This window comes from Mixta hanseatica, from assembly GCF_023517775.1.
Lineage (GTDB): Bacteria > Pseudomonadota > Gammaproteobacteria > Enterobacterales > Enterobacteriaceae > Mixta > Mixta hanseatica.
In genome coordinates this window covers 2,301,077-2,327,025 of sequence record NZ_CP082904.1, presented here as the reverse complement: position 1 = coordinate 2,327,025, position 25,949 = coordinate 2,301,077, and the positions used below count along the sequence as shown (strand labels likewise).

The window sequence follows — 25,949 nt, the reverse complement described above, 5'->3', positions numbered from 1 at the left end:
GCGTTAATCGGCCAGATGATATTTTTCTGACAGCGCCAGCGTTAGCGCTTTAAATATGTTAAATACCGCCGTGCTTTTGGTCGTAGGCAGTCCGTTTTCATCCAGAAAATAGTCGCCGCGAAAAATCAGCAGCTCACCCTTTTGTTCAACCTCGCTGGCGCTGATACCGGCAAAATAATCGTCATGCTCATGGATTAGCGCGTTAGCTTTTTCGAGTATTTCTTCGCGAGAAAGCGCGACCGTTTTTGCGTTCATTATTTAACCCCGTTTTGACAGATTATAAATCTCTTCTATATTACTGGCCTGTTGCCGCTAACCGCAAATTAAGTATGGTTATTTGGGCGGCGGGAATAGGCGGCAAAAGTGGCGTAAAACCAGGCAAGATGCTAATTAAGTTGCGTATCCGATTTTATCAGGTACAGTGTGGGCGTTTCAGTGTCCGGACGTAAAAAAGGGTTTACGCAGGTAGTAACAAGCGTCGGGTTCCGGCTAAAATCGCCTGCTAATCAGTACCATAAGCCGTCGTGTATTAGGTTGCTTGCTCTAAATCAGGTCAGGTTGAATTGTTTCTGAACCGCTGATAGAGGTTGACACGCTGACTGGCATCGCTGGAAAACGCCATCATTACATTCGGACGTATTCATCAGGTAAAGGTAAATATGGGTAAAGCTCTCGTAATAGTCGAGTCCCCGGCAAAGGCCAAAACGATTAATAAATATCTCGGTAAAGACTACGTGGTTAAGTCCAGCGTGGGTCATATACGTGATTTGCCGACCAGTGGCTCGACGGTGAAAAAGAGCGCTGACGCTCGGCCTGCCAAAAAAGCGAAGAAAGATGAAAAGACGGCGCTGGTTAACCGTATGGGCGTCGATCCGTGGCACGGCTGGAAAGCTGACTACCAGATTTTGCCTGGTAAAGAGAAAGTCGTCGCTGAATTAAAAACGCTGGCGCAGGAAGCCGACCATATCTATCTCGCAACCGACCTTGACCGCGAAGGGGAAGCCATCGCCTGGCACCTGCGGGAAGTGATTGGCGGCGACGATAAACGCTTCAGCCGCGTGGTATTTAACGAAATTACCAAAAATGCGATTCGCCAGGCATTTGAAAAACCTGGCGAGCTGAATATTGAGCGCGTCAATGCGCAGCAGGCGCGCCGTTTTATGGATCGCGTGGTGGGCTATATGGTTTCACCGCTGCTGTGGAAAAAAATCGCCCGTGGGCTTTCTGCCGGACGCGTTCAGTCGGTAGCGGTTCGGCTGGTCGTCGAGCGCGAGCGCGAAATCAAGGCTTTCGTGCCGGAAGAGTATTGGGAGCTCAGCGCCGATCTCACCACGCCGAAGGGCAGCGACTTGCCAATGCAGGTCACCCATCAGGGTGAGAAGCCGTTCCGTCCGGTTAATAAAGAACAGACTCAGGCGGCGGTAAGCCTGCTGGAAAAAGCGCGTTTTCGCGTAGAAGATCGTGAAGACCGACCGACCAGCAGCAAGCCGGGCGCGCCGTTTATCACCTCAACGCTGCAGCAGGCGGCCAGTACCCGTCTCGGCTTTGGCGTGAAAAGAACCATGGCGCTGGCGCAGCGGCTATATGAAGCGGGGCATATTACCTATATGCGTACCGACTCCACCAACCTGAGCCAGGATGCGGTAGCGATGGCGCGGGGCTATATCGAGTCGACTTTTGGCGATAAATATCTGCCGAAAACGGCCAATGCCTACGCCAGCAAAGAGAATTCACAGGAAGCGCACGAAGCAATTCGTCCTTCCGATGTGACCATTCAGGCTGAACAGCTGAAAGATATGGAAGCGGATGCCCAGAAGCTTTATCAGCTTATCTGGCGTCAGTTTGTGGCCTGTCAGATGGTGCCAGCGCAGTATGACTCCACTACTCTGACGGTGGCGGCTGGCGATTTCAAACTGAAAGCGAAAGGGCGTATCCTGCGTTTCGACGGCTGGACCAGGGTGATGCCAGCGCTGCGTAAAGGTGATGAAGACCGCATTTTACCTGCTATTGAGATTGGCGATGAGCTGAGCCTGCAGCAGCTGAATCCGAGCCAGCACTTTACCAAGCCGCCGGCGCGTTTCAGCGAAGCCTCGCTGGTGCGGGAGCTGGAAAAACGCGGGATTGGCCGTCCTTCTACCTATGCCTCGATTATTTCCACCATTCAGGATCGTGGTTATGTACGCGTGGAAAGCCGCCGCTTTTATGCAGAGAAAATGGGTGAAATCGTCACCGACCGGCTGGAAGAGAACTTCCGCGACCTGATGAGCTACGATTTTACCGCGCATATGGAAGATAATCTTGACCAGGTCGCCAACGATCAGGCCGAGTGGAAAGCGGTACTGGATAATTTCTTTGCCGATTTTAGCAAACAGCTGGATCAGGCGGAGAAAGATCCGGAAGAGGGCGGCATGCAGCCAAACCCGATGGTGCTGACCTCCATTGATTGTCCGACCTGCGGTCGTCAAATGGGCATTCGCACCGCCAGCACCGGCGTCTTCCTTGGCTGTTCGGGCTATGCCTTACCGCCGAAAGAACGCTGCAAACAGACCATTAACCTGATCCCGGAAAATGAAGTACTGAATATTCTGGAAGGGGACGATGCGGAAACCAATGCGCTGCGTGCACGTCGTCGCTGTCAGAAATGCGGTACCGCGATGGACAGTTACCTGATCGATAATCATCGTAAGCTGCATGTCTGTGGTAACAACCCCAGCTGCGACGGTTATGAGATTGAACAGGGCGAGTTCCGCATCAAAGGCTACGATGGGCCGATTGTAGAATGCGAAAAGTGCGGCTCCGAAATGCACCTGAAAATGGGGCGCTTTGGTAAATACATGGCCTGTACTAACGACGACTGCAAAAACACCCGCAAGATTTTACGCAACGGTGAAGTTGCGCCGCCGAAGGAAGATCCGGTGCCGTTACCAGAGCTGCCGTGTGAGAAATCTGACGCTTATTTCGTGCTGCGTGACGGGGCGGCAGGCGTGTTCCTGGCGGCTAACACCTTCCCGAAATCACGTGAAACCCGTGCGCCGCTGGTGGAAGAGCTGCAACGTTTCCGCGACCGCTTACCGGAAAAGCTGCGTTATCTTGCTGATGCGCCGGCCACCGATGATAAAGGCAATAAAACGCTGGTGCGCTTCAGCCGTAAAACCAAACAGCAATACGTCAGCTCAGAAAAAGAGGGCAAAGCCACCGGCTGGTCAGCTTTTTATGTTGATGGCGCATGGCGCGTAACGGAAAAATAAGCCACATTTTTTCCACTGTTGCTTAGCGCTTATGAAAAGATAATGTTAAACACCAGGAAACCAGGTGTGAGTGTTAAAAGGCCAGTCTTTGACTGGCCTTTTGTTTGGTTCGCTTATAGCTAAAAGCTATACATCAGGCACAAAAATGTTATAGTTGTTATAGCGTTAATTCTGAAATTTCCTATCGCTATAACTCGCCCGTCAAGCGCCTTTTCCTGAGAATTTTCCCGGGTCGCGCGCGGGTTTAGTGCGTGACTTATCCGGGATGAATATCTATGAAATTGCAACAACTGCGTTACATCGTAGAAGTGGTTAATCATAATCTGAATGTCTCATCAACGGCGGAAGGGCTTTATACCTCACAGCCAGGCATCAGTAAGCAGGTGCGGATGCTGGAGGATGAGTTGGGCATTCAGATTTTTGCCCGCAGCGGTAAACATCTGACGCAGGTGACCCCCGCCGGCGAAGAGATTATCCGCATCGCCCGCGAAGTCCTGTCTAAAGTCGATGCCATTAAATCGGTGGCGGGCGAGCATACCTGGCCGGATAAGGGCTCACTGTATGTCGCGACGACCCATACCCAGGCGCGCTATGCACTTCCCGGCGTGATTAAAGGATTTATTGAGCGTTACCCGCGCGTCTCGTTGCATATGCATCAGGGATCGCCGACGCAAATTGCCGAAGCGGTATCAAAGGGGAACGCGGATTTTGCTATCGCCACCGAAGCGCTGCATCTGTATGACGATTTAATTATGCTGCCGTGCTATCACTGGAATCGCGCCATTGTCGTCACGCCCGATCACCCGCTAGCGGGAAAAAGCGATGTCACCATCGAAGAACTGGCGGAGTACCCGCTAGTGACTTATACCTTTGGTTTTACCGGCCGTTCAGAGCTGGATACTGCATTTAACCGCGCCGGCCTAACACCGCGTATTGTCTTTACCGCGACCGATGCCGATGTGATTAAAACCTACGTGCGCCTTGGACTGGGCGTGGGCGTTATCGCCAGCATGGCGGTTGATCCCGTAGCCGATCCCGACCTGGTGCGTATCGAAGCGGCGGATATTTTTACCAATAGCACCACAAAAATCGGCTTCCGCCGCAGCACCTTCCTGCGCAGCTATATGTATGATTTTATTCAGCGTTTCGCACCGCATTTGACGCGTGACGTGGTGGATACGGCGGTGGCGTTACGATCTAATGAAGATATAGAAGCGATGTTTAAAGATATCCGCCTGCCGTTTAAATAAATAGCCCTACATATATAAGGGTAATAAGGCCGCTGATGCGGCCTTTTTTCTTTAATACCAGCTAATTGCACAAATTCTGGAATATTTAGGATCATTTTTCTGTAAATGAAACATTCATCACATGTTTTTCAATTGTTATTAATTAAATGAGAAACAGTACACATTTTCACGCGGGGTTTTTTGCGCACCGCCAGGACAATTCTCATACTCAAGTTAAACCGAACCCGTAAGGGCAGCCGGTAAGGGATGAAGGAAATTTTTGTCAGATATTAACTGGATCGGTTGTTTATTTTCTTAATCATATTTGACTTAAAGGAAGATTAAAAAAGGATGGGGAAGTTAAGGTTTGCTAATATGAAATTTAACCAACGATAAATTGTGCTTATCGTTGAAACCAACAAAAATAGCTGGATTTTTGGTCTTAAAATGTTTAGGATTTCTCCTAAAAGCTGATTGAACTTATCAATCGTTTTACTGAGAGTGATTATCAAAAACTATGGCTATGAGAATTTCAATACAACCTGGCGTACAGGGTAATGCCACCAAGGTGGCTACGAGTGGCAGCAGCATCCGTCGCAAAGCCTGGTTGGCAGTATTTGCCGCGTGTGGCCTGTTCTGGACAGTTGTTGCCTTAATGGTTTGGCAAATCTGGAGTTAATTATGTGGGAACAAGCATTGCCGCTTAAAACGCAGCCGGCTCGCAAATTAAAAACGGCCAGTTGCAAGCCCAAAGTTCAGGACAAAGTGACGATTCCGCAGTCATGGAATCTCAATGATGCGCAACGCAGCTTTATTGAACTAATGCTCGATAATAATAAATAAATCATAATTATTCGCATTTAAGCTAAAAATTAAAATAAATATTCATTTAGACCTTTCTGTTGATCGGCAAACCGATCGGGGCGCTGTAACGTTGCCCGATAAAATTAAACTATGACAGCATTCGGTAGAGTCTATTGCTGTTTGTGAATAGATTCGTTGTTCAGTGACTTATTGGTCGGAAATCGACCTGAGAGGGTGCCTGATGAATATTAATCTGTTTCCGTTGTTTAGCGCTTCTGCCTATTCCTTATTAGTCTGGACTGCTGCTGTCTGGCTATTAATGCAATAAGTAACGTCTTTCACTCTCTTCCGACTTAACGCCTCGTCTGTTTTCAGCGGGGCGTTTTGCTTTCTGTTTCCTGCCGTAGCCTGCTGCTCCGCTTTGCCTTTTGCGCCGATGTGTCAATTTGTGTTGTTATCAAAACGTTAATCATAGTTTGTACTATGTTTAACACAGACCTTGTTAATCATCGGGTTATTAAGCGCATTATAAAAAGGAGGAGCTATGTCGTTATCCCTGCGAGATAAAAGTCAGGACACGCTGGATGTAGATGGTCAACGCTATCATTTTTACAGCCTTCCACGTGCCGCTCAGCAGTTGGGCGATCTCTCCCGTTTACCTAAATCCCTGAAAGTTCTGCTGGAAAATCTGCTGCGTTGGCAGGATGAGAGTTCCGTGACGGCTGATGATATTCAGGCGCTTGCCGACTGGCAAAAAACGGCCCATGCCGACCGTGAAATTGCTTATCGTCCTGCGCGCGTGCTGATGCAGGACTTTACCGGCGTACCGGCCGTGGTCGATTTAGCGGCCATGCGTGAAGCGGTTAAACGTCTGGGCGGTGATGTAGCGAAAGTGAACCCGCTTTCACCGGTTGATCTGGTAATCGATCATTCGGTTACCGTTGACCGCTTCGGGGATGATAATGCTTTTGAAGAGAACGTCCGGCTGGAAATGGAACGTAACCATGAACGTTACGTATTTTTGCGCTGGGGGCAAAAAGCGTTCGATAAATTCCGCGTTGTGCCGCCCGGTACTGGAATTTGTCATCAGGTAAACCTGGAGTATTTAGGCAAGGCGGTCTGGCATGAGGAACAGGATGGCAAGCAGATAGCTTATCCGGATACCTTAGTCGGCACCGATTCGCACACTACCATGATCAACGGCCTGGGGGTATTGGGGTGGGGCGTCGGCGGTATTGAAGCGGAAGCGGCGATGCTGGGCCAACCGGTGTCGATGCTGATCCCGGACGTGGTGGGATTTAAGCTTACGGGTAAACTGCGTGCCGGCATCACCGCTACGGACCTGGTATTAACCGTGACGCAAATGCTGCGTAAGCACGGCGTAGTGGGTAAATTCGTGGAATTCTATGGCGACGGGCTGGACGATCTGCCGCTGGCGGATCGCGCTACCATCGCTAATATGGCCCCGGAGTATGGCGCTACCTGTGGTTTCTTCCCGGTTGACCATGTCACTATCGGCTACCTGAAACTCACCGGCCGCAGCAGCGAACAGGCCGCGCTGGTGGAAGCCTATACCAGGGCGCAGGGCTTATGGCGCAATCCCGGCGAAGAGCCGATCTTTACCAGCACCTTAGCTCTGGATATGGGAGCGGTGGAAGCCAGCCTTGCCGGTCCGAAGCGTCCGCAGGATCGTGTCTCACTGGGCGACGTGCCGCAGGCTTTCCAGCAAAGTAACGAGCTGGAAGTGAACCGTGCGCAAAAAGATCATCATGCGGTAAGCTACCGTGACGGTGAGCAGGAGCATGAGTTAACCGACGGCGCGGTAGCCATCGCCGCGATTACCTCCTGTACTAACACCTCTAATCCTACCGTGTTAATGGCCGCTGGCCTGCTGGCGAAAAATGCCGTCACGCGCGGCCTGCAGCGCAAGCCCTGGGTGAAAGCCTCGCTGGCGCCCGGCTCAAAAGTGGTATCCGATTATCTGGCTACTGCGCGCCTAACACCTTATCTCGATAAGCTGGGCTTTAACCTGGTAGGCTACGGCTGCGCCACCTGTATTGGTAACTCTGGCCCGCTGCCGGAAAATATTGAAAGCGCGATTAAAGAGGGTGATCTGACGGTAGGGGCGGTGCTCTCTGGCAACCGTAACTTTGAAGGGCGTATTCATCCGCTGATTAAAACCAACTGGCTGGCCTCGCCGCCGCTGGTGGTCGCCTATGCGCTGGCGGGTAATATGAATATTAACCTGCAAAGCGAGCCGCTTGGCGAAGATAAAGCCGGCAAACCGGTCTATTTACGCGATATCTGGCCAACGCCTGACGAAATCACCGCCGCGGTACAGCAGGTCTCCAGTGATATGTTCCACAAAGAGTACGCTGAAGTGTTCGACGGCACACCGGAGTGGCAGCAGATTAAAGTCAGCGAAGCGGCCACCTACGACTGGGACGAAGGCTCAACCTATATCCGTCTGTCGCCGTTCTTTGACGATATGGAGAAAGCGCCGAAGCCGGTACAGGATATTAAAGGGGCGCGCATCCTGGCGATGCTCGGTGATTCGGTCACAACCGATCATATTTCCCCGGCCGGCAGCATTAAGGCGGAAAGCCCCGCAGGTCGCTATTTACTGGAGCGCGGCGTTGAGCGTGGCGATTTTAACTCTTACGGTTCAAGACGCGGTAACCATGAAGTCATGATGCGCGGCACCTTTGCCAATATTCGTATTCGCAACGAAATGGTGCCCGGTGTGGAAGGCGGAATGACCCGCGTGGTGCCGAACGGCGAACAGATGTCGATTTATGATGCTGCGATGGTATATCAACAGCAGGGCGTACCGCTGGCGGTGATAGCCGGTAAAGAGTATGGATCCGGCTCCAGCCGTGACTGGGCGGCGAAAGGGCCGCGCTTGCTGGGTGTGCGGGTAGTTATCTGTGAATCTTTTGAACGTATTCACCGCTCTAACCTGATTGGCATGGGGATTTTACCGCTGGAGTTCCCGCAGGGCGTGACGCGCAAAACCCTGAACCTGAGCGGCGATGAAGTAATTGATATTGAAAACCTGGCGGATTTGCAGCCTGGCGGTACGGTAAAAGTGACTATTACGCGCCCGGACGGCAGTAGGGAAGTGCTGGATACGCGTTGCCGTATCGATACCGGTAATGAGCTGACCTACTATCAGAATGACGGCATATTACATTATGTCATCCGTAATATGCTGAACTAAGCAGGCGCCGGGCAGGCAGGAAAGGCTTCATGGCATGCCCGGCGGCTTAATCAGGATTTAGGCAGCAGATGCCCCATCTTTTCCGCCTTTGTATCCAGATAGTGCGCGTTCTCAGGATTACGACCCACAATCAAAGGGACGCGCTCAACGATATTGATCCCGGCCTCGCTCAGGATCTCTACCTTGCGCGGGTTATTGGTCAGCAACCGCACTTCTTCCACACCCAGTAGCTTAAACATATCGGCGCACAGGGTAAAGTCACGCTCATCCGCCGCAAAACCCAGATGGTGATTCGCCTCAACGGTATCGTAACCCTTATCCTGCAGCGCATAGGCGCGGATCTTGTTCAGCAGGCCAATGTTGCGGCCCTCCTGACGATGATAAAGCAGAACGCCGCGGCCCTCTTCGGCAATGGCGTTCAGCGCGGCTTCCAGCTGGAAGCCGCAATCGCAACGCAGGCTAAACAGCGCGTCGCCGGTCAGGCATTCAGAATGCACGCGCGCCAGCACGGCTTCGTTGTTGCTGATATCACCAAACACCAGCGCCACGTGGTCGTGGCCGGTAGCCAATTCTTCGAATCCCACCATGAGGAAATCGCCCCAGGGCGTGGGCAGTTTAGCTTCTGCCACCCGTTTAAGCTGCATGTGACTCTCCAGAACCATCTTAGGTTGCGCTATCATCAAGGTAGCGCCTGTTGGCCAATGTGGCCGAAATCATAGCCTCTATTTTGCCATAACCCGTCTGCGTACGGGTAATATGGCACGACGATTAATGCGATAACGCACGATTATCTACGCTTACAGGGTTATGTGATTCATTTATAAGCTATTATTAACAACTATCACGTAAATGTTTATCAATGACAAGGAAGCAGCATGCTGGAAATTGCAAAACGCACCGCCTTTGGCGCTCTGTTACTGTCGGTAATGCCCTTACTGATGTGGCTGGCCGACTGGCAATGGCAACCCGGCGCCAGTGGATTGGGGCTGCGTTTGCTGTTCTGGATGACGGAAACCGTGACGCGTCCATGGGGAATTGTGACCAGCGCGATCTTATGCGCCTGGTTTTTATGGTGCCTGCGCTTTCGTTTAAAGCCGGCGCTGTTTTTGCTGGTGATTATGATTGCCGCTATTCTGGCCGGGCAGTACACCAAATCCTTTATTAAAGCGCATGTTCAGGAGCCACGCCCTTATGTGCTGTGGCTGGAGAAAACCCACGGCATTCCCGGCGATGAATTTTATCAACTGGATCGTCAGGCGCGTGGCCAGATGGTAGAACGGCTGGTCGCGGATGATAACCTTATTCCGCAATGGCTGAAGCGTCACTGGGCATTTGAAACCGGCTTTGCCTTTCCCTCAGGGCATACCATGTTTGCCGCCAGCTGGGCGCTGCTGGGCGTGGGACTGCTGTGGCCGCGTCGCCACCGTAAAACCGTAGTGATCCTGATGATCTGGGCCGCCGCGGTGATGGGCAGTCGCGTACTGTTAGGCATGCACTGGCCGCGTGATTTGCTGGTGGCGACGTGGATTAGCTGGCTGTTAGTCACGCTGGCCTGTTGGCTGGCGCAGCGCCTGTGCGGCCCGCTGACTATCCCGCTCGATGAGCATCAGGAGATCGCCCAACGCGAGCAGGACAAAGAAAGTTGATTGTAAAGCCGCGTTTTGCCCCCATAACCTCAACGAGATAACAGATTTTTGCTGAGATAGCGATTTTAGCCGCTATCTCAGCAAGCATCCTTATAACATTTTTGGCATAATCCTTTGGCTTACACCGAATTACAGGACGAAATGTGAAATATTTACTGATCTTTTTACTGGTTCTGGTGATATTCATCATCTCCGTGACGCTTGGCGCTCATAACGACCAGGTGGTCTCATTTAACTTTCTGATTGCGCAGGGCGAATACCGTATCTCCACTTTACTGGCCTCGTTGTTCGGCGTCGGGTTTGTACTGGGTTGGGCAATCTGTGGTCTTTTCTGGCTGCGCGTCCGCGTATCGCTGGCTAACGCGCAGCGTAAGCTCAAGCGTCTGCAGCAGCAAACTGCGCAGACCGAAAGCGTGACGCCGTCACCATCGCCTGTCGTCAAGGAATAACCTCTGATGTTGGAACTGCTGTTTCTGTTACTGCCCGTGGCCGCTGCCTATGGCTGGTACATGGGGCGTAGAAGTGCGCAGCAGGATAAGCAGCAGGAGGCGAATCGCCTGTCACGCGACTATGTGACCGGCGTAAACTTTCTGCTTTCAAACCAGCAGGATAAAGCGGTCGATCTTTTCCTGGATATGCTGAAAGAGGACAGCGGCACGGTGGAAGCACACCTGACGCTGGGCAATCTGTTCCGCTCGCGTGGCGAAGTGGATCGCGCGATACGCATCCATCAATCCCTGATGGAAAGCGCCTCCCTGAGTTATGAGCAGCGTCTGCTGGCGGTACAGCAGCTGGGCCGCGATTATATGGCGGCGGGTCTGTACGATCGGGCAGAAGAGATGTTCGGCCAGCTTACTGACGAAACCGATTTTCGCCTTAGCGCGCTCCAGCAGCTGCTGGTGATTTATCAGGCCACCAGCGACTGGCAGAAAGCGATCGACGTGGCGGAAAGGCTGGTGAAGCTGGGTAAAAGCCGTTATCAGATGGAAATCGCCCACTTTTATTGCGAGTTGGCCTTGCTGGCGATGAGCAGCGACGATCTGGATCGCGCGCTGAACCTGCTTAAAAAAGGTGAGGCGGCCGATCGTCAGAGCGCACGCGTCTCCATTATGATGGGGCGCATTTTTATGGCGAAGGGCGACTACGCACGCGCCACGCAACATCTGCAACGCGTCATTGAACAGGATAAAGAGCTGGTCAGCGAAACGCTGGATATGCTGGAAACCTGTTATCAACAGCTGGGGCAACCGCTCGCCTGGGCTGATTATCTGCGCCGCTGCGTCGAAGAGAATACCGGCGCGCTGGCAGAGCTTTATCTGGCGGATATTCTGGAGCGCGAACAGGGCGCAGAGGTAGCGCAGGTTTATATTAACCGTCAGCTGCAACGGCATCCTACCATGCGCGTTTTCCATCGCCTGATGGACTTCCACCTGCATGAGGCGGAGGATGGTCGCGCCAAAGAGAGCCTGATGGTATTGCGGGACATGGTAGGCGAGCAGATCCGCACCAAGCCGCGCTATCGCTGCCAAAAATGCGGCTTTACGGCGCATGCGCTTTACTGGCATTGTCCTTCCTGCCGCGCCTGGTCAACGGTTAAGCCGATACGCGGGCTGGACGGACAATAGAGCTGTACGGTGAAATTTATTAGCCGATGAACGCTCCTAATTAGTTACAACATACTAATGAGCTAAATCAAAGAGACCGCCCGGACAGCAGAGAATATTTCGTCAGACAGGGCGGTTATGTCCGTTTAGGCGACAGGTTAAGGCTGTTTTCCTCCGCCCGTGGCAGGTAGAATGCTTGCCGTTTTCTCCTGCGCCGTGCGGTGCCCATTATTGAAGGAATAGACATGTCTCAACCTCAAACCCGAATTGATTCGCCTGTTCTGGTCGCGCTTGATTACGCCGATCGTAACCGTGCGCTAGCCTTTGTCGAGCGTATCGATCCAGCCAGCTGCCGTTTAAAGGTCGGCAAGGAGATGTTCACGCTTTTCGGACCTCAGCTGGTTCGCGATCTGCATCAGCGGGGTTTTGAGGTATTCCTTGATCTAAAATTCCATGATATTCCCAATACCGCTGCGCATGCAGTTGCCGCCGCCGCCGATTTGGGGGTGTGGATGGTGAATGTTCACGCCAGCGGCGGGGCGCGGATGATGAATGCCGCGCGTGAAGCATTAATGCCTTTTGGTAAAGATGCCCCATTGCTGATTGCGGTAACGGTATTAACCAGCATGGAGGCCGCCGATCTGCACGATCTGGGCATTACCGCCACGCCGGCAGAGCATGCCGCGCGTCTGGCGCGTCTGACGCAGCAGTGCGGGCTGGACGGCGTGGTCTGTTCCGCCCATGAGGCTTCTGCATTTAAGCAGCAGTTCGGCGCCGGCTTTAAACTGGTTACGCCGGGAATACGCCCGGTCGGCAGCGAGGCGGGCGATCAGCGCCGTATTATGACGCCGCTTCAGGCGCAGCAGGCGGGCGTGGACTATATGGTGATCGGTCGTCCGATCACCCAATCTGCCGATCCGGCCGCTACCTTACAGGCCATTCTGACTTCACTGCGGGAGGAAGCATGAGTAAAGACAATCCGCTGGTTTACTCTACCGACAGTGGCCGCATTACTCAGCCGGAAACCAAAGCTGCGCGTCCCAAAGGCGACGGCATTGTCCGTATCCAGCGCCAGACCAGCGGACGCAAGGGCAAAGGCGTTTGCATTATTTCCGGACTGGATCTGGAAGATGCAGAGCTGAACAAGCTGGCGGCGGAGCTAAAGAAAAAATGCGGCTGCGGCGGGGCGGCAAAAGAGGGGTTGATTGAAATTCAGGGCGACAAACGCGACGAATTAAAAAGCCTGCTGGAAGCGAAAGGATTCAAGGTCAAACTGGCTGGCGGCTAAAAAAACAAGCCGTTCGATGAACGGCCTTGTCGTACAGGTAGATGCGCTGCGTAGCCTTGAATTATTGTTATGGTAGTGCTTAGTCGATCTGGTGACCAATAATCCCGCCGACAGCCGCGCCGCCGATAGTGCCCAGACCGCTGCCGTTGGTCAGCACAGAGCCGCCAATAGCACCTGCGCCAGCACCAATCGCCGTGTTGCGGTCACGTTTAGACCAGTTGCTGCAGCCGGTTAAAGACAGGGCGACGACGACAGCCAGCACGGTAGCGGAAATGCGTTTTGCATTGTTAGTCATAATTACTTCTCCTTAATTGTTGCTCACAGAGGAAACCCTTTAAGTATAGTCGGGTTGCTCTGCGTCTCAGGTTCGCTGACCGTTTTTTTAGATCGGAACACGTCCTTGTTTAGCCGTGGCGATAGCAAAAAATCATGCATTTCCGATCGTCTATTTACGTCAGGAACAGCAATTGCTCTCACTAAAACTAAGGGTGCTAATTATCACCCATGGTTCAATTGCCTTGATTAATTATAGGCACTACCAAAAGTTACAACAGGTTAAAAACTCCTAATTAACTGCACAAAATCCTCTTCTTAGCCAGATCGTGCTATCTAATCAGCCAGCGCTTCCATACCGTTATCGCACCAGCCCAATAACAATAGTGTATTTACAGAAGCGTGGATGGAAAGATTATGCTGGAAGAACTCAAAGAGCAGGTGCTTGAAGCCAACCTGGCGCTGCCTGAACACAAACTGGTGACCTTTACCTGGGGCAACGTTAGCGCTATCGATCGTGAGCGCGGTCTGCTGGTGATTAAGCCCTCCGGCGTCAGCTATGAAGCGATGAAGCGCGACGATATGGTGGTTGTGGCGCTGGAAAGCGGCGACATTGTCGAAGGCGATAAACGCCCTTCATCCGATACCGACACGCATCGTGCCCTTTATCTGGCCTGGCCGGACGTGGGCGGCATTGTACATACCCATTCCCGCCACGCGACCATTTGGGCCCAGGCTGGACGTGATATTCCTGCCTGGGGAACCACGCATGCCGATGACTTTTATGGTCCGATACCTTGTACACGCATGATGAGCGATGACGAAATCGCCGAACGCTATGAGTGGGAAACCGGTCAGGTGATTATTGAAACGCTGCGGCAGCGCGATATTGCACCCCTGGCGATTCCCGCTGCGTTGGTGCATTCTCACGGGCCTTTCGCCTGGGGCAAAAGCGCTAAAGACGCGGTGCACAGCGCCGTGGTGCTGGAGGAGGTGGCCTATATGGCGCTGTTCAGCCAACAAATCACGCCGGCCTTGCCTGCCATGCAACAGGCGTTGCTGGATAAACACTGGCTGCGCAAGCATGGCGCTAATGCTTATTATGGGCAAAAAAGTTGATGTCTCGCGCAAAAACAAAATTAGCTTTCTTTAAAAATGAAACGTAGTTTCAAAAATATCGAGAGGATCACTTTTTCCTCTTAATAATCACGCTATGTTGCTATCCATTGCCCCGATGGGCGCTGCAGGATTATTCAAACATCTTGCTCAACAAGGGTGGAAAGCAGCATGCAAATTAAACGAGCTATCGATAAAATTCCGGGTGGGATGATGCTGGTGCCCCTGTTTTTAGGGGCGCTTTGCCATACGTTTGCTCCCGATTCAGGTAAGTACTTTGGATCTTTTACCAACGGATTAATGAGCGGAACCGTGCCTATACTGGCGGTCTGGTTCTTTTGTATGGGGGCGTCGATAAAATTAAGCGCCACCGGTACCGTGCTGCGTAAATCGGGCACGCTGGTGATAACCAAAATTGCCGTGGCCTGGGTAGTGGCTGCCATCGCCTCGCGACTGATCCCGGAGAACGGTTTTGAAGTGGGGATGCTGGCCGGGCTGTCAACGCTGGCACTGGTCGCGGCGATGGATATGACCAACGGCGGTCTCTATGCCTCATTAATGCAGCAGTATGGGACTAAAGAAGAGGCGGGCGCCTTCGTGCTGATGTCACTGGAGTCGGGCCCGTTAATGACAATGGTGATTTTAGGCACTGCCGGTATCGCCTCCTTTGAGCCGCACGTTTTTGTCGGCGCGGTGCTACCATTCCTGGTCGGTTTTACCTTAGGCAACCTCGATCCCGAACTACGCGAGTTTTTCAGCAAGGCGGTACAAACGCTGATTCCGTTCTTTGCCTTTGCGTTGGGTAACACTATTAATCTGGCAGTCATCGCGCAAACCGGGCTGCTGGGCATCATGCTGGGCGTTGCGGTCATCATCGTAACCGGTATCCCATTGATCATTGCCGATCGTCTGATTGGCGGCGGTGACGGCACTGCCGGCGTCGCGGCCTCCAGTTCGGCAGGTGCGGCGGTAGCGACGCCGGTACTGATTGCTGAGATGGTGCCGCAGTTTAAGCCAATAGCGCCAGCCGCGACGGCGCTGGTCGCCACGTCGGTTATCGTTACCTCGCTGTTAGTGCCAATCATTACTGCGCTTTATTCGAAGCAGGTCAAACGTTATCGTGCAGCCGTAGGTCAGCGCGCAGCGATCAAATAATTCTGCTTAAAAATTCAACCCCGCTACGGCGGGGTTTTTTTTATATTTTATCTTAAAAATCAGTCGCTCATTCAGTGTTGTCTCACTCTGCATTAGGCTGGTGTTGCGTTTAACGCATCAACTATATTGAGGATGAGATTATGTCATTAATGAACCAACCTACTTGCCGACTGTTTACCGAATCTGGACAAACCACTCAGCTGGATGCCTGGTATGAAGAAGAGCGGCGCACGATGTGGATGATGCTACGTGCGGAACCGCGGCCTTCTTTTAACCATGCGCTTATCGAAGAAATCATGAATCTTCGCTATGCCGCTCAGCGCTCGGGTTTACCTATCGATTTCTGGGTAACGGGGTCGCTAGTTCCGGCGATGTTTAACGCTGGCGGTGATTTGCAATTCTTTGTAGAGTGCATAAAAAATGGTCGTCGCGAGGCGCTACGCGCTTATGCGCGTGCCTGCGTTGACTGCATCCATGCCGCGGCACGCGGTTTTGATGTCGGCGCGGTGACCATCGCCATGGTTGAGGGGAGCGCGCTGGGTGGCGGTTTCGAGGCGGCGTTAGCCCATCACTTTATACTGGCGCAAGATAATGCCCGCATGGGCTTTCCGGAAATCGCCTTTAACCTGTTCCCCGGCATGGGCGGTTATTCGCTGGTGGCGCGCCGCGCCGGTATGAAACTGGCTGAAGAGTTGATTTGTGAGGGAGAAAGCCATACCGCCGAGTGGTTTGAAACGCGCGGCCTGGTTGATCGGTTGTTCCAGCAGGGCGAGGGCTATCGCGCTACGCGTACCTTTATCGATACGCTGCGTCCCAAGCTCAACGGTGTAAAGGCGATGCTAAAAGCGCGTCAGCGCGTATTACAGCTTACGCGCGGCGAGCTGATGGATATCACGGAAGACTGGGTGGATTACGCGTTTACCATTGAGGAAAAAGATCTGGCCTATATGGAGCGTCTGGTACAGCTGCAGAACCGCCTCAGTTCGCAGCTGCGTAAAGTAAGTTAACAGGATTAATTAGGATCTGGCAGGACGCTGAGCAAGCCAATGCTCCATTTTATCTGCGGGCATTGGCTTCGCATAATAGTAGCCCTGACGTTCGTCCACCTCGTTATCCAGCAAAAACGCCTCTTCCTGTTGGTTCTCAATGCCTTCAGCAATCACCCGCAGATTCAGCGCTTTAGCCACCGCCACAATCGCCCGTACCAGCGACTGGGCAATCGGCTGTTTGTAGACATCACGGACAAAGCTTTGGTCCAGTTTGATAGCGTCAATCGGCACGCGAGCCAGCTGTGACAGCGATGAGTAGCCGGTGCCAAAATCATCCAGATGTACCTCGGCGCCCAGCTCGCGGAATTGATGCATTAAGGCCAGCGTTTGTTGCTCATTTTCAATCAAACAGCTTTCCGTCAGCTCAATATCAATCGGGCTGGTGCTCATGCCGTTCAGCTGCAGCGCCTGCTTCAGGTCGTTATAGATGCTTTGGTCGATCAGCTGGCGCGCAGAAACATTGACCGCCACGCGCAAATAGATCCCCTGGCGACGCCAGGCGACAATTTGCTGGAGCACCGTAAGCATGACCCAGCGGCCAAGCGGCACGATCAAACCCGACTCCTCAGCGTAAGAGATAAATTCATTGGGCGGAATCAGGCCGCGCTCCGGTGAAAGCCAACGCACCAGCGCTTCGGCGCCCGTTACAACGTCACCAGCACTGATTTTAGGCTGATAGTGAACAATCAGCTGCTGTTGCTCCAGCGCTTTGCGCAAATTGGTATCCAGCCAGACATATTCAAAGACGCGCTGATTCATCTCAGCGGAAAAGACACAGGCCTGACCGCGGCCGCTCTCTTTGGCGTGATACATCGCAGTATCGGCATTGCGGATCAGGCTTTCGCGATCCTCCCCATGCTGCGGCGCCAGCGCGATGCCCAGCGAACAGCCGGTATAGACTTCAATCAGGCCGATACGGAAGGGCTGGCGCAGGCGCGTCAAAATACGTAGCGCCATCGCTTCCAGCGCGGTTTGCGAACTGTTTTCCGCCAGTACGATAAACTCATCGCCGCCAAGACGGCCCAACGTTTGCTGGGACTCCAGGCAAGTAAGTACCGCCAGCGATACCGCCTGCAACAGCTGATCGCCAAACATATGACCGTAGGCGTCGTTAACCTTTTTAAAATTATCGAGGTCCAGATAGACCACGCCGATCTGTTGCTGTTCACGTTTTTCCAGCACTTCGCTAATACGCTGATGAATAGCGTTACGATTCGGCAGGCCGGTAATGGTATCGGTATTCGCCAGAATACGCAGGCGTTCCTGGGCCCGACGTTCCTCGGTAATATCGGTGCCGGAACAGATCAGAAATATTTCATTTTTCCCGCTGCCGCTGTGCACGAATTTATTGCGGAACAGAAACAGGCGCTGGCCCTTACGGGTTTTAACCCAGCGTTCCACTTCATACGAACTGCCGTCACGGAAAAAACCGGTTATGTTGCGGCGTGAGGCCACCGCCTCCTGACGGGTCATAAAAAGCTGAAACACATTGCGACCGATAACTTCCTGTTCTTTTAAACCGGTGTACTCCTCACTGAGGCGGTTAAAGCGCTGAATGTTGCCGTTCTGATCGAGAATGACGATAACCGAGTTGGCTTCTGAAACGACCTGCTCGGCGAAGGAGAGCCCCTGGGTGAGATCGCGCGCCACGGAGGAGGTATCACCCCATGCCGACGCGGTGCCGGCCCATTCTCCCTGATTAACTTTACGTCCGACAAAATGCATCGGTAATTCTTCGCCACGCAAATTTATCACCAGGTTTACGCTGGTGGTGACCACCGTCATGGCACGCAGCAGCTGCGCCTGCGAAGCGGTGAGTGGGACGGCCAGGCTCGTTTCCGCCAGTTCTTCCCGGGAAAGTTTTAGGGCATCACTGTCGGAGGTAAGCTGCCAGTAAGGGCTACGGGTACCAAACAGTGTAAAGAGCAATGTTTGACCCTGATCTTCAAGCATACAAACCATCCTGTTAAGCAGATCGCGCGACTATCATTAGTTTAGTAACACTTTATGACGGAATACATAAGCATTATGCATTCTAAAAGCGATTTTTTTCCGTAAAAAATGAACATTTCGCGCTAAAGGCTAAAGATCGTTAACCAGACGCCCATTTTAGGGCGCCTGAAAGTTTGCTCTGCCTGCCGATAGTATCAGCCCCAGGGAAAAGGTTACAGCTGCTGATAGTTTAGCAGGGGCATTTCCCCATTTTGCCGTCTTTTGCCGGAAAGCGCGCCTCAAGGCAATAGCGATGAAACGCCTTTTCCGTCATGGGTACCGCAGCAGGATGCTGCTGTTGCATATGACGCAGATAATTTTGGTAGTCCTGTACGCCCACCATCAGACGAAAGCTTTGCACCAGTCGTTGCCAAATCAGCCGCCAGCCCTGCGGCGGCAGGGTGTTAAAGGACGCCAGCGGACGGCAGCGCTGAATTTTTGCCAGCTGACGTGGCACGGCTATCGGGCGAAGCAACTCAGACATGACGCACCTCCTTACGTAGCGCAGGCTCTGTTTCATGCGTGGTTGGGCGCTCGCTTTTCAGCGCCCGCCGAATCACGAAGAAGGCGGCAATCAGCATCGTCACCGCAACCAGCATAAAGAAAGCGCACAGGGCGGCGTTAATCTGATTGCTCAGCACGATGGTCTGCATATCCGCCACGCTTTTAGCCGGGGCGATAATTGTGCCATTATCAATCGCCGTGCTGAATTTCTTCGCCTGTGCGAGAAAGCCGATGGCCGGTTTTTCGTGGAAAATTTTCTGCCAGCCCGCCGTCATTGAGGTAATAAATAGCCAGACGGTCGGCAGAATCGTCACCCAGGCATAGCGTTGCTTTTTCATTTTAAACAGCACGACGGTGCCAAGGATCAGCGCCATTGAGGCCAGCATCTGGTTGCCGATGCCAAACAGCGGCCACAGTGTGTTGATGCCGCCTAGCGGATCGACTACGCCCTGATAAACAAAAAAGCCCCAGCCCGCTACGGCGACGGTGGTACCAGCCATATTGCCCAGCCAGGAACGGTTATTCGCCAGACTGGGTACCAGCGTACCAGCCAGATCCTGCACCATAAAACGACAGGCGCGCGTTCCGGCATCCACCGCAGTGAGGATAAACAGCGCTTCAAACAGAATGGCGAAGTGATACCAGAACGCCATCATGGCGCGGCTGTTAAAAACGTCGGTAATGATATGCGCCATGCCCACGGCAAAGGTTGGCGCGCCGCCGGCCCGCGACAGCACCGAAGTTTCACCCACGTCGCGGGCGATGGTCGTCAGCATCTCCGGGGTAACCACGAATCCCCAGCCGTTAATCACCTGCGCGGCGTTCTCCGCCGTGGTGCCGATCAGCGCCGCCGGAGAGTTCATTGCGAAGTAAACGCCGGGATCGATAACCGAGGCACATATCAGCGCCATGATCGCCACAAAGGATTCCATCAGCATCGCGCCATAGCCGATAAAGCGGATATGGCTTTCCCGCTCAACCAGCTTAGGCGTGGTGCCGCTGGAGACCAGCGCATGAAACCCGGAAATGGCGCCGCAGGCGATAGTAATAAACAGGAAAGGGAACAGCGCGCCGGAAAACACCGGTCCGCTGCCGTCAATAAAGCGCGACACGGCAGGCATCTTCATTTCCGGCATGGCAAACAATATTCCCACGGCCAGCCCCACGATGACGCCGATTTTTAAAAAGGTTGAGAGATAGTCGCGCGGCGCCAGCAGTAGCCACACCGGCAACACTGAGGCGATAAAACCATATCCCACCAGTACCCAGGTCAGGGTAGTGCCTTTCAGGGTAAAGAACGGTCCCCAGTAAGGATGCTGCGCAACATCGCCGCCGTAAATAATCGCCGCCATCATCAGCACAAAGCCGATAAGCGAAACTTCAGCAATTTTCCCGGGGCGCAGAAAGCGCATCCAGATGCCCATCAGCAGGGCGATAGGGATGGTCGCGGCGATGGTAAACAGGCCCCACGGGCTGTCGGCTAACGCTTTTACCACCACCAGCGCCAGCGCCGAGAGGATAATAATCATCACGCCCAGCGCCCCGAGCATAGTAATCACGCCCGCAAAAGCGCCCAGCTCCTGACGCGCCATTTCGCCCAGTGAGCGCCCATCACGTCGCGTTGAGATAAATAGCACCAGGAAATCCTGCACCGCCCCTGCCAGCATAACGCCAACCAGAATCCAGATGGTGCCGGGCAGAAAGCCCATTTGCGCGGCCAGAATCGGGCCAACTAAGGGGCCGGCGCCGGCGATCGCGGCGAAATGGTGACCAAACAGCACCCATTTATTGGTCGGCACATAGTCGAGTCCGTCGTTATAGCGCTCCGCAGGCGTGATGCGGCTATCGTTAAGCTCAAAGATATTCCTGGCGATAAACAGGCTGTAAAAGCGATAAGCAATGCTATAGCAGGCGACAGCCGCCACCACCAGCCAGACGGCGTTCACCGGCTCGCCGCGGTTAATCGCCAGCATGGCGAAGGCAAACGCGCCAATCAACGCCACGGCTAACCAGATTAAACCGGTCTTGACGTTTTTCATGACTTACTCCTTGCTGAATCCAGAGGAAAGGAAAAGGGTGAAGCAAGGTAAAAGTAATTTAAAGTTTTGTTAGAGAAAGGAAAATGTAAGAGAAGTGTGAGGCGGCAGGCGTTTTAATTGTGAAATGTAATCGAAGAAATGATTAATATCAGAGGCGGGTAATAAAACGGGGCGACGCAGGCCGCCCCGTTGAGCGCATTATCAGGCTGCCGGACGCGCCACGATATTGCGTGTTTCCATACGAACTTCAGCGATAGTCACGTCAATCACATCAGTCACGCGGTAGGCTACTTCGCCTTTAATCTGTACCGTACCGTTTTCCTGGCTGCACACCAGTTCATCGCGCACCGCATGGATAAAGGGTGCCGGGATAAAGGCTACGGCGCCGTTATCCAGCAGGCGTACGCGCATGCCGCCACGGGAAACATCAATAATCTCCGCACTGAAGCGGGTATCGGTGCCGGCCGCTTTGTTGAGGAAACGGGCATACAGCCAGTCGCCCACGTCGCGTTCCGCCATGCGATTCAAACGACGACGCTCGCCCATCTTCAGCGTCACCTCATCATTTGGACGCGCGGCGCTTTCGCCACGAATAATCGCTTTCAGCAGACGATGGTTTACCATATCGCCATATTTACGAATCGGCGAAGTCCAGGTGGCATAGGCTTCCAGACCAAGACCAAAGTGCGGACCTGGCTCGGTGCTGATTTCAGCAAAGGACTGGAAACGACGTATGCGGCTGTCGAGGAATTGAGTCGGCTGCGCATCCAGCTCGCGTCGCAGCTTGATGAAGCCTTCCAGCGTCGCCATCGCGGCCGCGTCAGCGGTCACGCCGTGATTAGCCAGTACGGCGGCAGCCTGTTCGGCATTGGTCAGGTCAAAGCCCAGATGCACGTTATAGATGCCGAAGCCGAGCTTATCGCGCAGTACCATCGCCGCACAGATATTGGCGGCGATCATCGCCTCTTCAACGATGCGGTTAGCGATACGGCGCGGTTCAGCGATAATATCCAGCACTTCGCCTTTTTCGCCCAGCAGGAAGCGGTAATCAGGACGATCTTTAAACACCAACGCATGTTGCTGACGCCATTCCACGCGGGAAAGGCAAAGACGATGCAGCAAACGAATCTGCTGCGCGATCTCTTCGCTGCCCGGCTGCCATTCGCCCTGGTTTTCCAGCCAGTCGGAGACTTCGTCATAGACCAGTTTGGCTTTCGATTCGACCCAGGCGGCAAAGAACGCGATATCAGACAGCGAGCCATCCTGACCAACAGTCACGCGACAGGCCAGTGCCGGACGACGCTCATTCGGGCGCAGCGAGCAAACATTGTCAGAGAGCTCGCGCGGCAGCATCGGAATATTGAAGCCCGGCAGATAGTTGGTGAACGCACGCTCGGCGGCGATGGCGTCCAGCTTGCTGTCAGCGGCAACATAAGCGGTAGGATCGGCAATGGCGATAGTCAGGCGCAGCGCATTATCCGCCAGTTTTTCAACATACAGCGCATCGTCCATATCTTCGGTGCTGGCGCTGTCGATAGTGACAAAATTCAGCGCGGTGAGATCTTCACGTTCCAGCTTCTCTTCCAGCATCTCGCTGAAGGTTTCCGCTGGGGCTTCACGCTCAAGGTTGTGGCGTGACAGCGTCACCCACCATGGCGCCAAATGGTCGTCGCCGGTGGTAATGAATTCAGTTAACTCAGCATAAAAGCTGCGGTCGCCTTTCAGCGGATGGCGGCGCATTTCCGCCACGGCCCAGTCACCGGCCTGAAAGTCATGCTGCAGGCTGCGTACCGGACGGCAGGGGATGGCATCTTTGATCAGCGGATGATCGGGAACGATAGAGAGGCGGTCATCTTTTTTCTGCACCCGGCCAACAAAGCGCGTCAGGAACGGCTCAACCAGGGTTTCCGGTTCGGCGATTTCACGATCTTTATCAGTTTGCACCGCGGCAATGACGCGGTCGCCCGCCATGACTTTTTTCATCTGCGGCGGCGGAATAAAGTAGCTTTTCTGCGCGTCTACTTCTAAGAAACCGAAACCTTTCTCGGTGCCTTTTACCACCCCTTCCACACGCGGTGTCTGGGCGTGGAGCTTCTCTTTAAGCTGCGCGAGCAGCGGGTTATCCTGGAACATAGTTGAATTCAGTTTCGTGGCCTAAGAGCGGCAGACAGTTTTACGCGATTCGCTGGCGCCCGGCAAGGTGTAATAAACGTAAAAAGCCGGAAAGATCCGGCTTTTTACACAGGCTTACAGGCTATCAGGCAATACGCTGCGTGACCACTTCAGCTGATAAAGAAATTTTTACCGGCACTGATTTAGACGTCGGCGTGCCGCTGCCGTCGCCAAAGCTGGAAAGGGGAACCAGCGGGTTGGTTTCCGGATAATAGGCGGCAAGATTTCCGCGTGGAATGTTGTAAGGCACCAGCTTAAAGCCATTGACCCGACGGGTAATGCCATCGTTCCACAGGGTTTCGATATCCACGTTTTGCCCGGCTTCATAGCCCAGCTCGCTCATATCTTCCGGGTTAATGAACAGCACTTCACGCTGACCGTAGACGCCGCGATAGCGGTCATCAAGACCATAAATCGTGGTGTTGTACTGATCGTGCGAGCGCAGCGACTGCAGCGTAAACGGCACCTTCACATCGCCCAGCTGCGGGAACAGCGAGGTGGGGAGAGCTGCCGCGCTAAAGTGCGCTTTACCGCCAGGGGTATTAAAGCGCAGCTCGGCCGCGGCGTTACCTAAATAGAAACCGCCAGGCTGTTCGCACTTCTTATTAAAGTCGGTGAAGCCAGGAATCGTCGCGGCGATATGATCGCGGATTTTGTTGTAATCCGCCGCCAGCGCCAGCCAGTCAACTTTAAAGCTGCTGAGAACCGCATTTGCGATGCCCGCGACAATGGCGGTTTCTGAGCGCTGCGTATCGGCCAGCGGTTTACCTACGCCTTCAGACGCGTGCACCATACTGAAGGAGTCTTCCACGGTGATGAACTGCGAGCCGGTAGCCTGCATATCCTGTTCGGTACGGCCCAGCGTCGGCAGAATCAGGCTTTCCTGACCCGGCACCAGATGGCTGCGGTTCAGCTTGGTGCTGATATGCACCGTCAGGCCGCAGCGCTGCATCGCTTCTTCGGTACGCGGGCTGTCCGGCGCGGCGGCGGCAAGGTTGCCTCCCAGCGCGATCAGTACTTTGATCTCATCGCGTAGCATCGCTTCCAGCGCTTCAACGGTGTTATGACCCGGCTCGCGCGGCGGTTCAAAGTCAAAATGCTTCGCCATGGCATCAAGGAAAGCCTGAGACGGTTTTTCATCGATGCCCATGGTGCGGTTGCCCTGCACATTGCTGTGGCCGCGAACCGGACAAAGGCCGGCGCCTTTTTTGCCTAGCTGACCAAACAGCAGCTGTAGGTTAACGATTTCACGCACCGTATCCACAGAGTGTTTATGCTGGGTAATGCCCATCGCCCAGGTACAGATCACGCGATCGGCGCTTTGGTAGATGGCTGCCGCTTCACGCAGCTGCTGCTCGCTCAGGCCGGACTGCTGTTCAATCTGCTCCCAGCTGGTGGCGTCTACCGCGGCCAGGTAATCATTCACGCCCTGTGTCGCCGCGTTGATAAAGGCTTCGTCAAACAGGCCTTTCTCACCGGCAGCGATCCGTGCGCGGTGAGTTTCCGCCAGCGCTTTGACCATACCGCGTACCGCAGCCATATCACCGCCCAGGTTCGGCTGATAATAGGTTGAGCTGATGGTGCCCGCTTTGGAGGTCACAACTTCCAGCGGCTTCTGCGGATCGGCAAAGCGCTCCAGGCCACGCTCGCGCAGCGTGTTAAAGGTAACGATTTTCGCACCGCGATCGGCGGCATGACGCAGGCTATGCAGCATGCGTGGATGGTTGGTGCCCGGGTTCTGGCCAAAGACGAAGATCGCATCCGCATAATCGAAATCATCCAGACGAATGGTGCCTTTACCCACGCCGATGCTGCGCTTCAGACCGCTGCCGCTCGCTTCATGACACATATTGGAGCAGTCAGGGAAGTTATTGGTGCCCACCATGCGGCCAAACAGCTGATAAAGCCAGGAGGCTTCATTACTGGCGCGTCCGGAGGTGTAAAGCTCCATCTGGTTGGGATTGTCCATGGCATGAATATGCTGAGCAATCAGCGAGAAGGCGTTATCCCAGCTGATCGGCTCATAGTGATCGGTCAGACGGTTATAGCGCAGCGGCTCGGTCAGACGTCCCTGATATTCCAGAAAGTAGTCGCTCTGCTGGTAAAGTTTGCTGACGCTGTGGGCAGCGAAAAACTCCGCGTCGACAAAGCGGCGGGTCGCTTCCCAGGTAACCGCTTTGGCGCCGTTTTCACAGAAGCTGAAGGTGCTTTTGTTATCGTCGCCCCAGGCGCAGCCCGGGCAGTCGAAACCTTTGGCTTTATTCATACGCATCAGGTTGCGCATGTTTTTCAGGGCTTGTTTGCTGTCAATAACGAAACGGGTGGTGGCTTCCAGTGAGCCCCAGCCGCCCGCCGCGGCCTGGTATGGCTTAATTTGTGATTTAAATTTCATGATTGGTGCAGGCTTATTGTGTTTATGAATTGTTAAGTATTTATTGCTTCTTTTGCCGGGAAGTCTGCGACGCGTTAAATATTTTGTCTAATTGATTGACTTAATGGTGTGATAGCTTTCCTTTATCGTGCAGCGCAAAAGTGTGATATTGGTCAAAATTTATCCGGCGCCCGCGAATGCCGGTGCGGTGCTTATCGCCTGACTGACTAATACTGAAA

Annotated in this window: 21 protein-coding genes; 13 read left to right on the top strand and 8 right to left on the bottom strand. The window is 53.6% G+C overall.

Features of this window, described 5'->3' with window-relative positions; all coding sequences use genetic code 11:
- Nucleotides 1-3: 3 nt before the first annotated feature.
- On the bottom strand, nucleotides 4-255 hold the full coding sequence (locus K6958_RS11185) for a DUF2498 family protein (protein WP_249891185.1): 252 nt from the start codon (nucleotides 253-255) through the stop codon (nucleotides 4-6).
- Between the two features lie 404 nt (nucleotides 256-659).
- Between K6958_RS11185 and topA the strand changes: the two genes are divergently transcribed.
- The 5 genes from topA (at nucleotide 660) to acnA (ending at nucleotide 8,501) form a co-directional block, all read left to right on the top strand.
- A complete protein-coding gene (topA, locus tag K6958_RS11180) occupies nucleotides 660-3,248 on the top strand; it encodes a type I DNA topoisomerase (protein WP_249891184.1) in 2,589 nt (862 codons plus the stop codon).
- 275 nt (nucleotides 3,249-3,523) lie between these two features.
- Complete coding sequence (gene cysB / locus K6958_RS11175; RefSeq protein ID WP_085071605.1) at nucleotides 3,524-4,498, top strand: HTH-type transcriptional regulator CysB; 975 nt, start codon at nucleotides 3,524-3,526, stop codon at nucleotides 4,496-4,498.
- 496 nt (nucleotides 4,499-4,994) lie between these two features.
- The gene (locus tag K6958_RS11170) at nucleotides 4,995-5,156 is read left to right on the top strand and encodes a YmiA family putative membrane protein (protein WP_249891183.1); all 162 of its coding nucleotides are present in this window, start codon (nucleotides 4,995-4,997) and stop codon (nucleotides 5,154-5,156) included.
- Between the two features lie 2 nt (nucleotides 5,157-5,158).
- A complete protein-coding gene (locus tag K6958_RS11165; protein WP_249891182.1) occupies nucleotides 5,159-5,320 on the top strand; it encodes a YciX family protein in 162 nt (53 codons plus the stop codon).
- A gap of 505 nt (nucleotides 5,321-5,825) precedes the next feature.
- A complete protein-coding gene (gene acnA, locus K6958_RS11160) occupies nucleotides 5,826-8,501 on the top strand; it encodes an aconitate hydratase AcnA (RefSeq protein ID WP_249891181.1) in 2,676 nt (891 codons plus the stop codon).
- Between the two features lie 50 nt (nucleotides 8,502-8,551).
- Here the strand turns inward: acnA and ribA are convergent, their stop codons facing one another.
- Nucleotides 8,552-9,145, bottom strand: a complete 594-nt coding sequence (gene ribA / locus K6958_RS11155) for a GTP cyclohydrolase II (protein WP_249891180.1) — start codon at nucleotides 9,143-9,145, stop codon at nucleotides 8,552-8,554.
- A gap of 231 nt (nucleotides 9,146-9,376) precedes the next feature.
- Between ribA and pgpB the strand changes: the two genes are divergently transcribed.
- The 5 genes from pgpB to yciH all read left to right on the top strand — a co-directional run bounded on the left by pgpB (nucleotide 9,377) and on the right by yciH (nucleotide 13,039).
- Nucleotides 9,377-10,147, top strand: coding sequence for a phosphatidylglycerophosphatase B (pgpB, locus tag K6958_RS11150; RefSeq protein ID WP_249891179.1), 771 nt, complete (start codon nucleotides 9,377-9,379; stop codon nucleotides 10,145-10,147).
- 143 nt (nucleotides 10,148-10,290) lie between these two features.
- Entirely contained in the window at nucleotides 10,291-10,596 is a 306-nt protein-coding gene (locus tag K6958_RS11145; protein ID WP_249891178.1) for a LapA family protein, read from the top strand.
- 6 nt (nucleotides 10,597-10,602) lie between these two features.
- Nucleotides 10,603-11,772 (top strand): lipopolysaccharide assembly protein LapB, encoded by a 1,170-nt coding sequence (lapB, locus tag K6958_RS11140; RefSeq protein WP_249891177.1) that lies wholly within the window; start codon nucleotides 10,603-10,605, stop codon nucleotides 11,770-11,772.
- Between the two features lie 224 nt (nucleotides 11,773-11,996).
- Nucleotides 11,997-12,719: an orotidine-5'-phosphate decarboxylase gene (pyrF, locus tag K6958_RS11135; RefSeq protein WP_249891176.1), complete on the top strand. Its 723-nt coding sequence runs from the start codon at nucleotides 11,997-11,999 to the stop codon at nucleotides 12,717-12,719.
- On the top strand, nucleotides 12,716-13,039 hold the full coding sequence (gene yciH, locus K6958_RS11130; RefSeq protein ID WP_249891175.1) for a stress response translation initiation inhibitor YciH: 324 nt from the start codon (nucleotides 12,716-12,718) through the stop codon (nucleotides 13,037-13,039). The genes pyrF and yciH overlap by 4 nt, the downstream gene beginning before the upstream one ends.
- 79 nt (nucleotides 13,040-13,118) lie before the next feature.
- On the opposite strand, the gene osmB is transcribed toward yciH, so the two are convergent.
- A complete protein-coding gene (osmB, locus tag K6958_RS11125; RefSeq protein WP_103058444.1) occupies nucleotides 13,119-13,334 on the bottom strand; it encodes an osmotically-inducible lipoprotein OsmB in 216 nt (71 codons plus the stop codon).
- 395 nt (nucleotides 13,335-13,729) lie between these two features.
- On the opposite strand from osmB, the gene araD reads away from it, so the two are divergent.
- The 3 genes from araD (at nucleotide 13,730) to K6958_RS11110 (ending at nucleotide 16,590) form a co-directional block, all read left to right on the top strand.
- A complete protein-coding gene (gene araD, locus K6958_RS11120; RefSeq protein WP_249891174.1) occupies nucleotides 13,730-14,431 on the top strand; it encodes an L-ribulose-5-phosphate 4-epimerase in 702 nt (233 codons plus the stop codon).
- 168 nt (nucleotides 14,432-14,599) lie between these two features.
- On the top strand, nucleotides 14,600-15,583 hold the full coding sequence (gene kdgT, locus K6958_RS11115) for a 2-keto-3-deoxygluconate transporter (protein WP_249891173.1): 984 nt from the start codon (nucleotides 14,600-14,602) through the stop codon (nucleotides 15,581-15,583).
- Nucleotides 15,584-15,723: 140 nt separating this feature from the next.
- On the top strand, nucleotides 15,724-16,590 hold the full coding sequence (locus tag K6958_RS11110) for a crotonase/enoyl-CoA hydratase family protein (RefSeq protein WP_249891172.1): 867 nt from the start codon (nucleotides 15,724-15,726) through the stop codon (nucleotides 16,588-16,590).
- Nucleotides 16,591-16,599: 9 nt separating this feature from the next.
- Here the strand turns inward: K6958_RS11110 and pdeR are convergent, their stop codons facing one another.
- The 5 genes from pdeR to K6958_RS11085 form a co-directional block, all read right to left on the bottom strand.
- Nucleotides 16,600-18,585 carry a cyclic di-GMP phosphodiesterase gene (gene pdeR, locus K6958_RS11105; RefSeq protein ID WP_249891171.1) on the bottom strand — a complete coding sequence of 662 codons (1,986 nt, stop codon included), beginning with the start codon at nucleotides 18,583-18,585 and terminating at the stop codon, nucleotides 16,600-16,602.
- Nucleotides 18,586-18,814: 229 nt separating this feature from the next.
- Nucleotides 18,815-19,108, bottom strand: coding sequence for a YbdD/YjiX family protein (locus tag K6958_RS11100; RefSeq protein WP_350355791.1), 294 nt, complete (start codon nucleotides 19,106-19,108; stop codon nucleotides 18,815-18,817).
- Complete coding sequence (locus tag K6958_RS11095; protein ID WP_249891170.1) at nucleotides 19,101-21,167, bottom strand: carbon starvation CstA family protein; 2,067 nt, start codon at nucleotides 21,165-21,167, stop codon at nucleotides 19,101-19,103. Before K6958_RS11095 ends, K6958_RS11100 begins: the two co-directional genes overlap by 8 nt.
- 201 nt (nucleotides 21,168-21,368) lie before the next feature.
- A complete protein-coding gene (locus K6958_RS11090) occupies nucleotides 21,369-23,300 on the bottom strand; it encodes an exoribonuclease II (protein WP_249891169.1) in 1,932 nt (643 codons plus the stop codon).
- A 124-nt stretch (nucleotides 23,301-23,424) separates the two neighbouring features.
- Nucleotides 23,425-25,731, bottom strand: a complete 2,307-nt coding sequence (locus K6958_RS11085) for an FdhF/YdeP family oxidoreductase (RefSeq protein WP_249891168.1) — start codon at nucleotides 25,729-25,731, stop codon at nucleotides 23,425-23,427.
- Nucleotides 25,732-25,949: the final 218 nt, after the last annotated feature.

What these genes read in the sequence shown, in the direction of transcription:
- K6958_RS11185 (WP_249891185.1), bottom strand. Translation starts at nt 255, where the DNA reads ATGAACGCAAAAACGGTCGCGCTTTCTCGCGAAGAAATACTCGAAAAA.
- topA (WP_249891184.1), top strand. Translation starts at nt 660, where the DNA reads ATGGGTAAAGCTCTCGTAATAGTCGAGTCCCCGGCAAAGGCCAAAACG.
- cysB (WP_085071605.1), top strand. Translation starts at nt 3,524, where the DNA reads ATGAAATTGCAACAACTGCGTTACATCGTAGAAGTGGTTAATCATAAT.
- K6958_RS11170 (WP_249891183.1), top strand. Translation starts at nt 4,995, where the DNA reads ATGGCTATGAGAATTTCAATACAACCTGGCGTACAGGGTAATGCCACC.
- K6958_RS11165 (WP_249891182.1), top strand. Translation starts at nt 5,159, where the DNA reads ATGTGGGAACAAGCATTGCCGCTTAAAACGCAGCCGGCTCGCAAATTA.
- acnA (WP_249891181.1), top strand. Translation starts at nt 5,826, where the DNA reads ATGTCGTTATCCCTGCGAGATAAAAGTCAGGACACGCTGGATGTAGAT.
- ribA (WP_249891180.1), bottom strand. Translation starts at nt 9,145, where the DNA reads ATGCAGCTTAAACGGGTGGCAGAAGCTAAACTGCCCACGCCCTGGGGC.
- pgpB (WP_249891179.1), top strand. Translation starts at nt 9,377, where the DNA reads ATGCTGGAAATTGCAAAACGCACCGCCTTTGGCGCTCTGTTACTGTCG.
- lapB (WP_249891177.1), top strand. Translation starts at nt 10,603, where the DNA reads ATGTTGGAACTGCTGTTTCTGTTACTGCCCGTGGCCGCTGCCTATGGC.
- pyrF (WP_249891176.1), top strand. Translation starts at nt 11,997, where the DNA reads ATGTCTCAACCTCAAACCCGAATTGATTCGCCTGTTCTGGTCGCGCTT.
- yciH (WP_249891175.1), top strand. Translation starts at nt 12,716, where the DNA reads ATGAGTAAAGACAATCCGCTGGTTTACTCTACCGACAGTGGCCGCATT.
- osmB (WP_103058444.1), bottom strand. Translation starts at nt 13,334, where the DNA reads ATGACTAACAATGCAAAACGCATTTCCGCTACCGTGCTGGCTGTCGTC.
- araD (WP_249891174.1), top strand. Translation starts at nt 13,730, where the DNA reads ATGCTGGAAGAACTCAAAGAGCAGGTGCTTGAAGCCAACCTGGCGCTG.
- kdgT (WP_249891173.1), top strand. Translation starts at nt 14,600, where the DNA reads ATGCAAATTAAACGAGCTATCGATAAAATTCCGGGTGGGATGATGCTG.
- K6958_RS11110 (WP_249891172.1), top strand. Translation starts at nt 15,724, where the DNA reads ATGTCATTAATGAACCAACCTACTTGCCGACTGTTTACCGAATCTGGA.
- pdeR (WP_249891171.1), bottom strand. Translation starts at nt 18,585, where the DNA reads ATGCTTGAAGATCAGGGTCAAACATTGCTCTTTACACTGTTTGGTACC.
- K6958_RS11100 (WP_350355791.1), bottom strand. Translation starts at nt 19,108, where the DNA reads ATGTCTGAGTTGCTTCGCCCGATAGCCGTGCCACGTCAGCTGGCAAAA.
- K6958_RS11095 (WP_249891170.1), bottom strand. Translation starts at nt 21,167, where the DNA reads ATGAAAAACGTCAAGACCGGTTTAATCTGGTTAGCCGTGGCGTTGATT.
- K6958_RS11090 (WP_249891169.1), bottom strand. Translation starts at nt 23,300, where the DNA reads ATGTTCCAGGATAACCCGCTGCTCGCGCAGCTTAAAGAGAAGCTCCAC.
- K6958_RS11085 (WP_249891168.1), bottom strand. Translation starts at nt 25,731, where the DNA reads ATGAAATTTAAATCACAAATTAAGCCATACCAGGCCGCGGCGGGCGGC.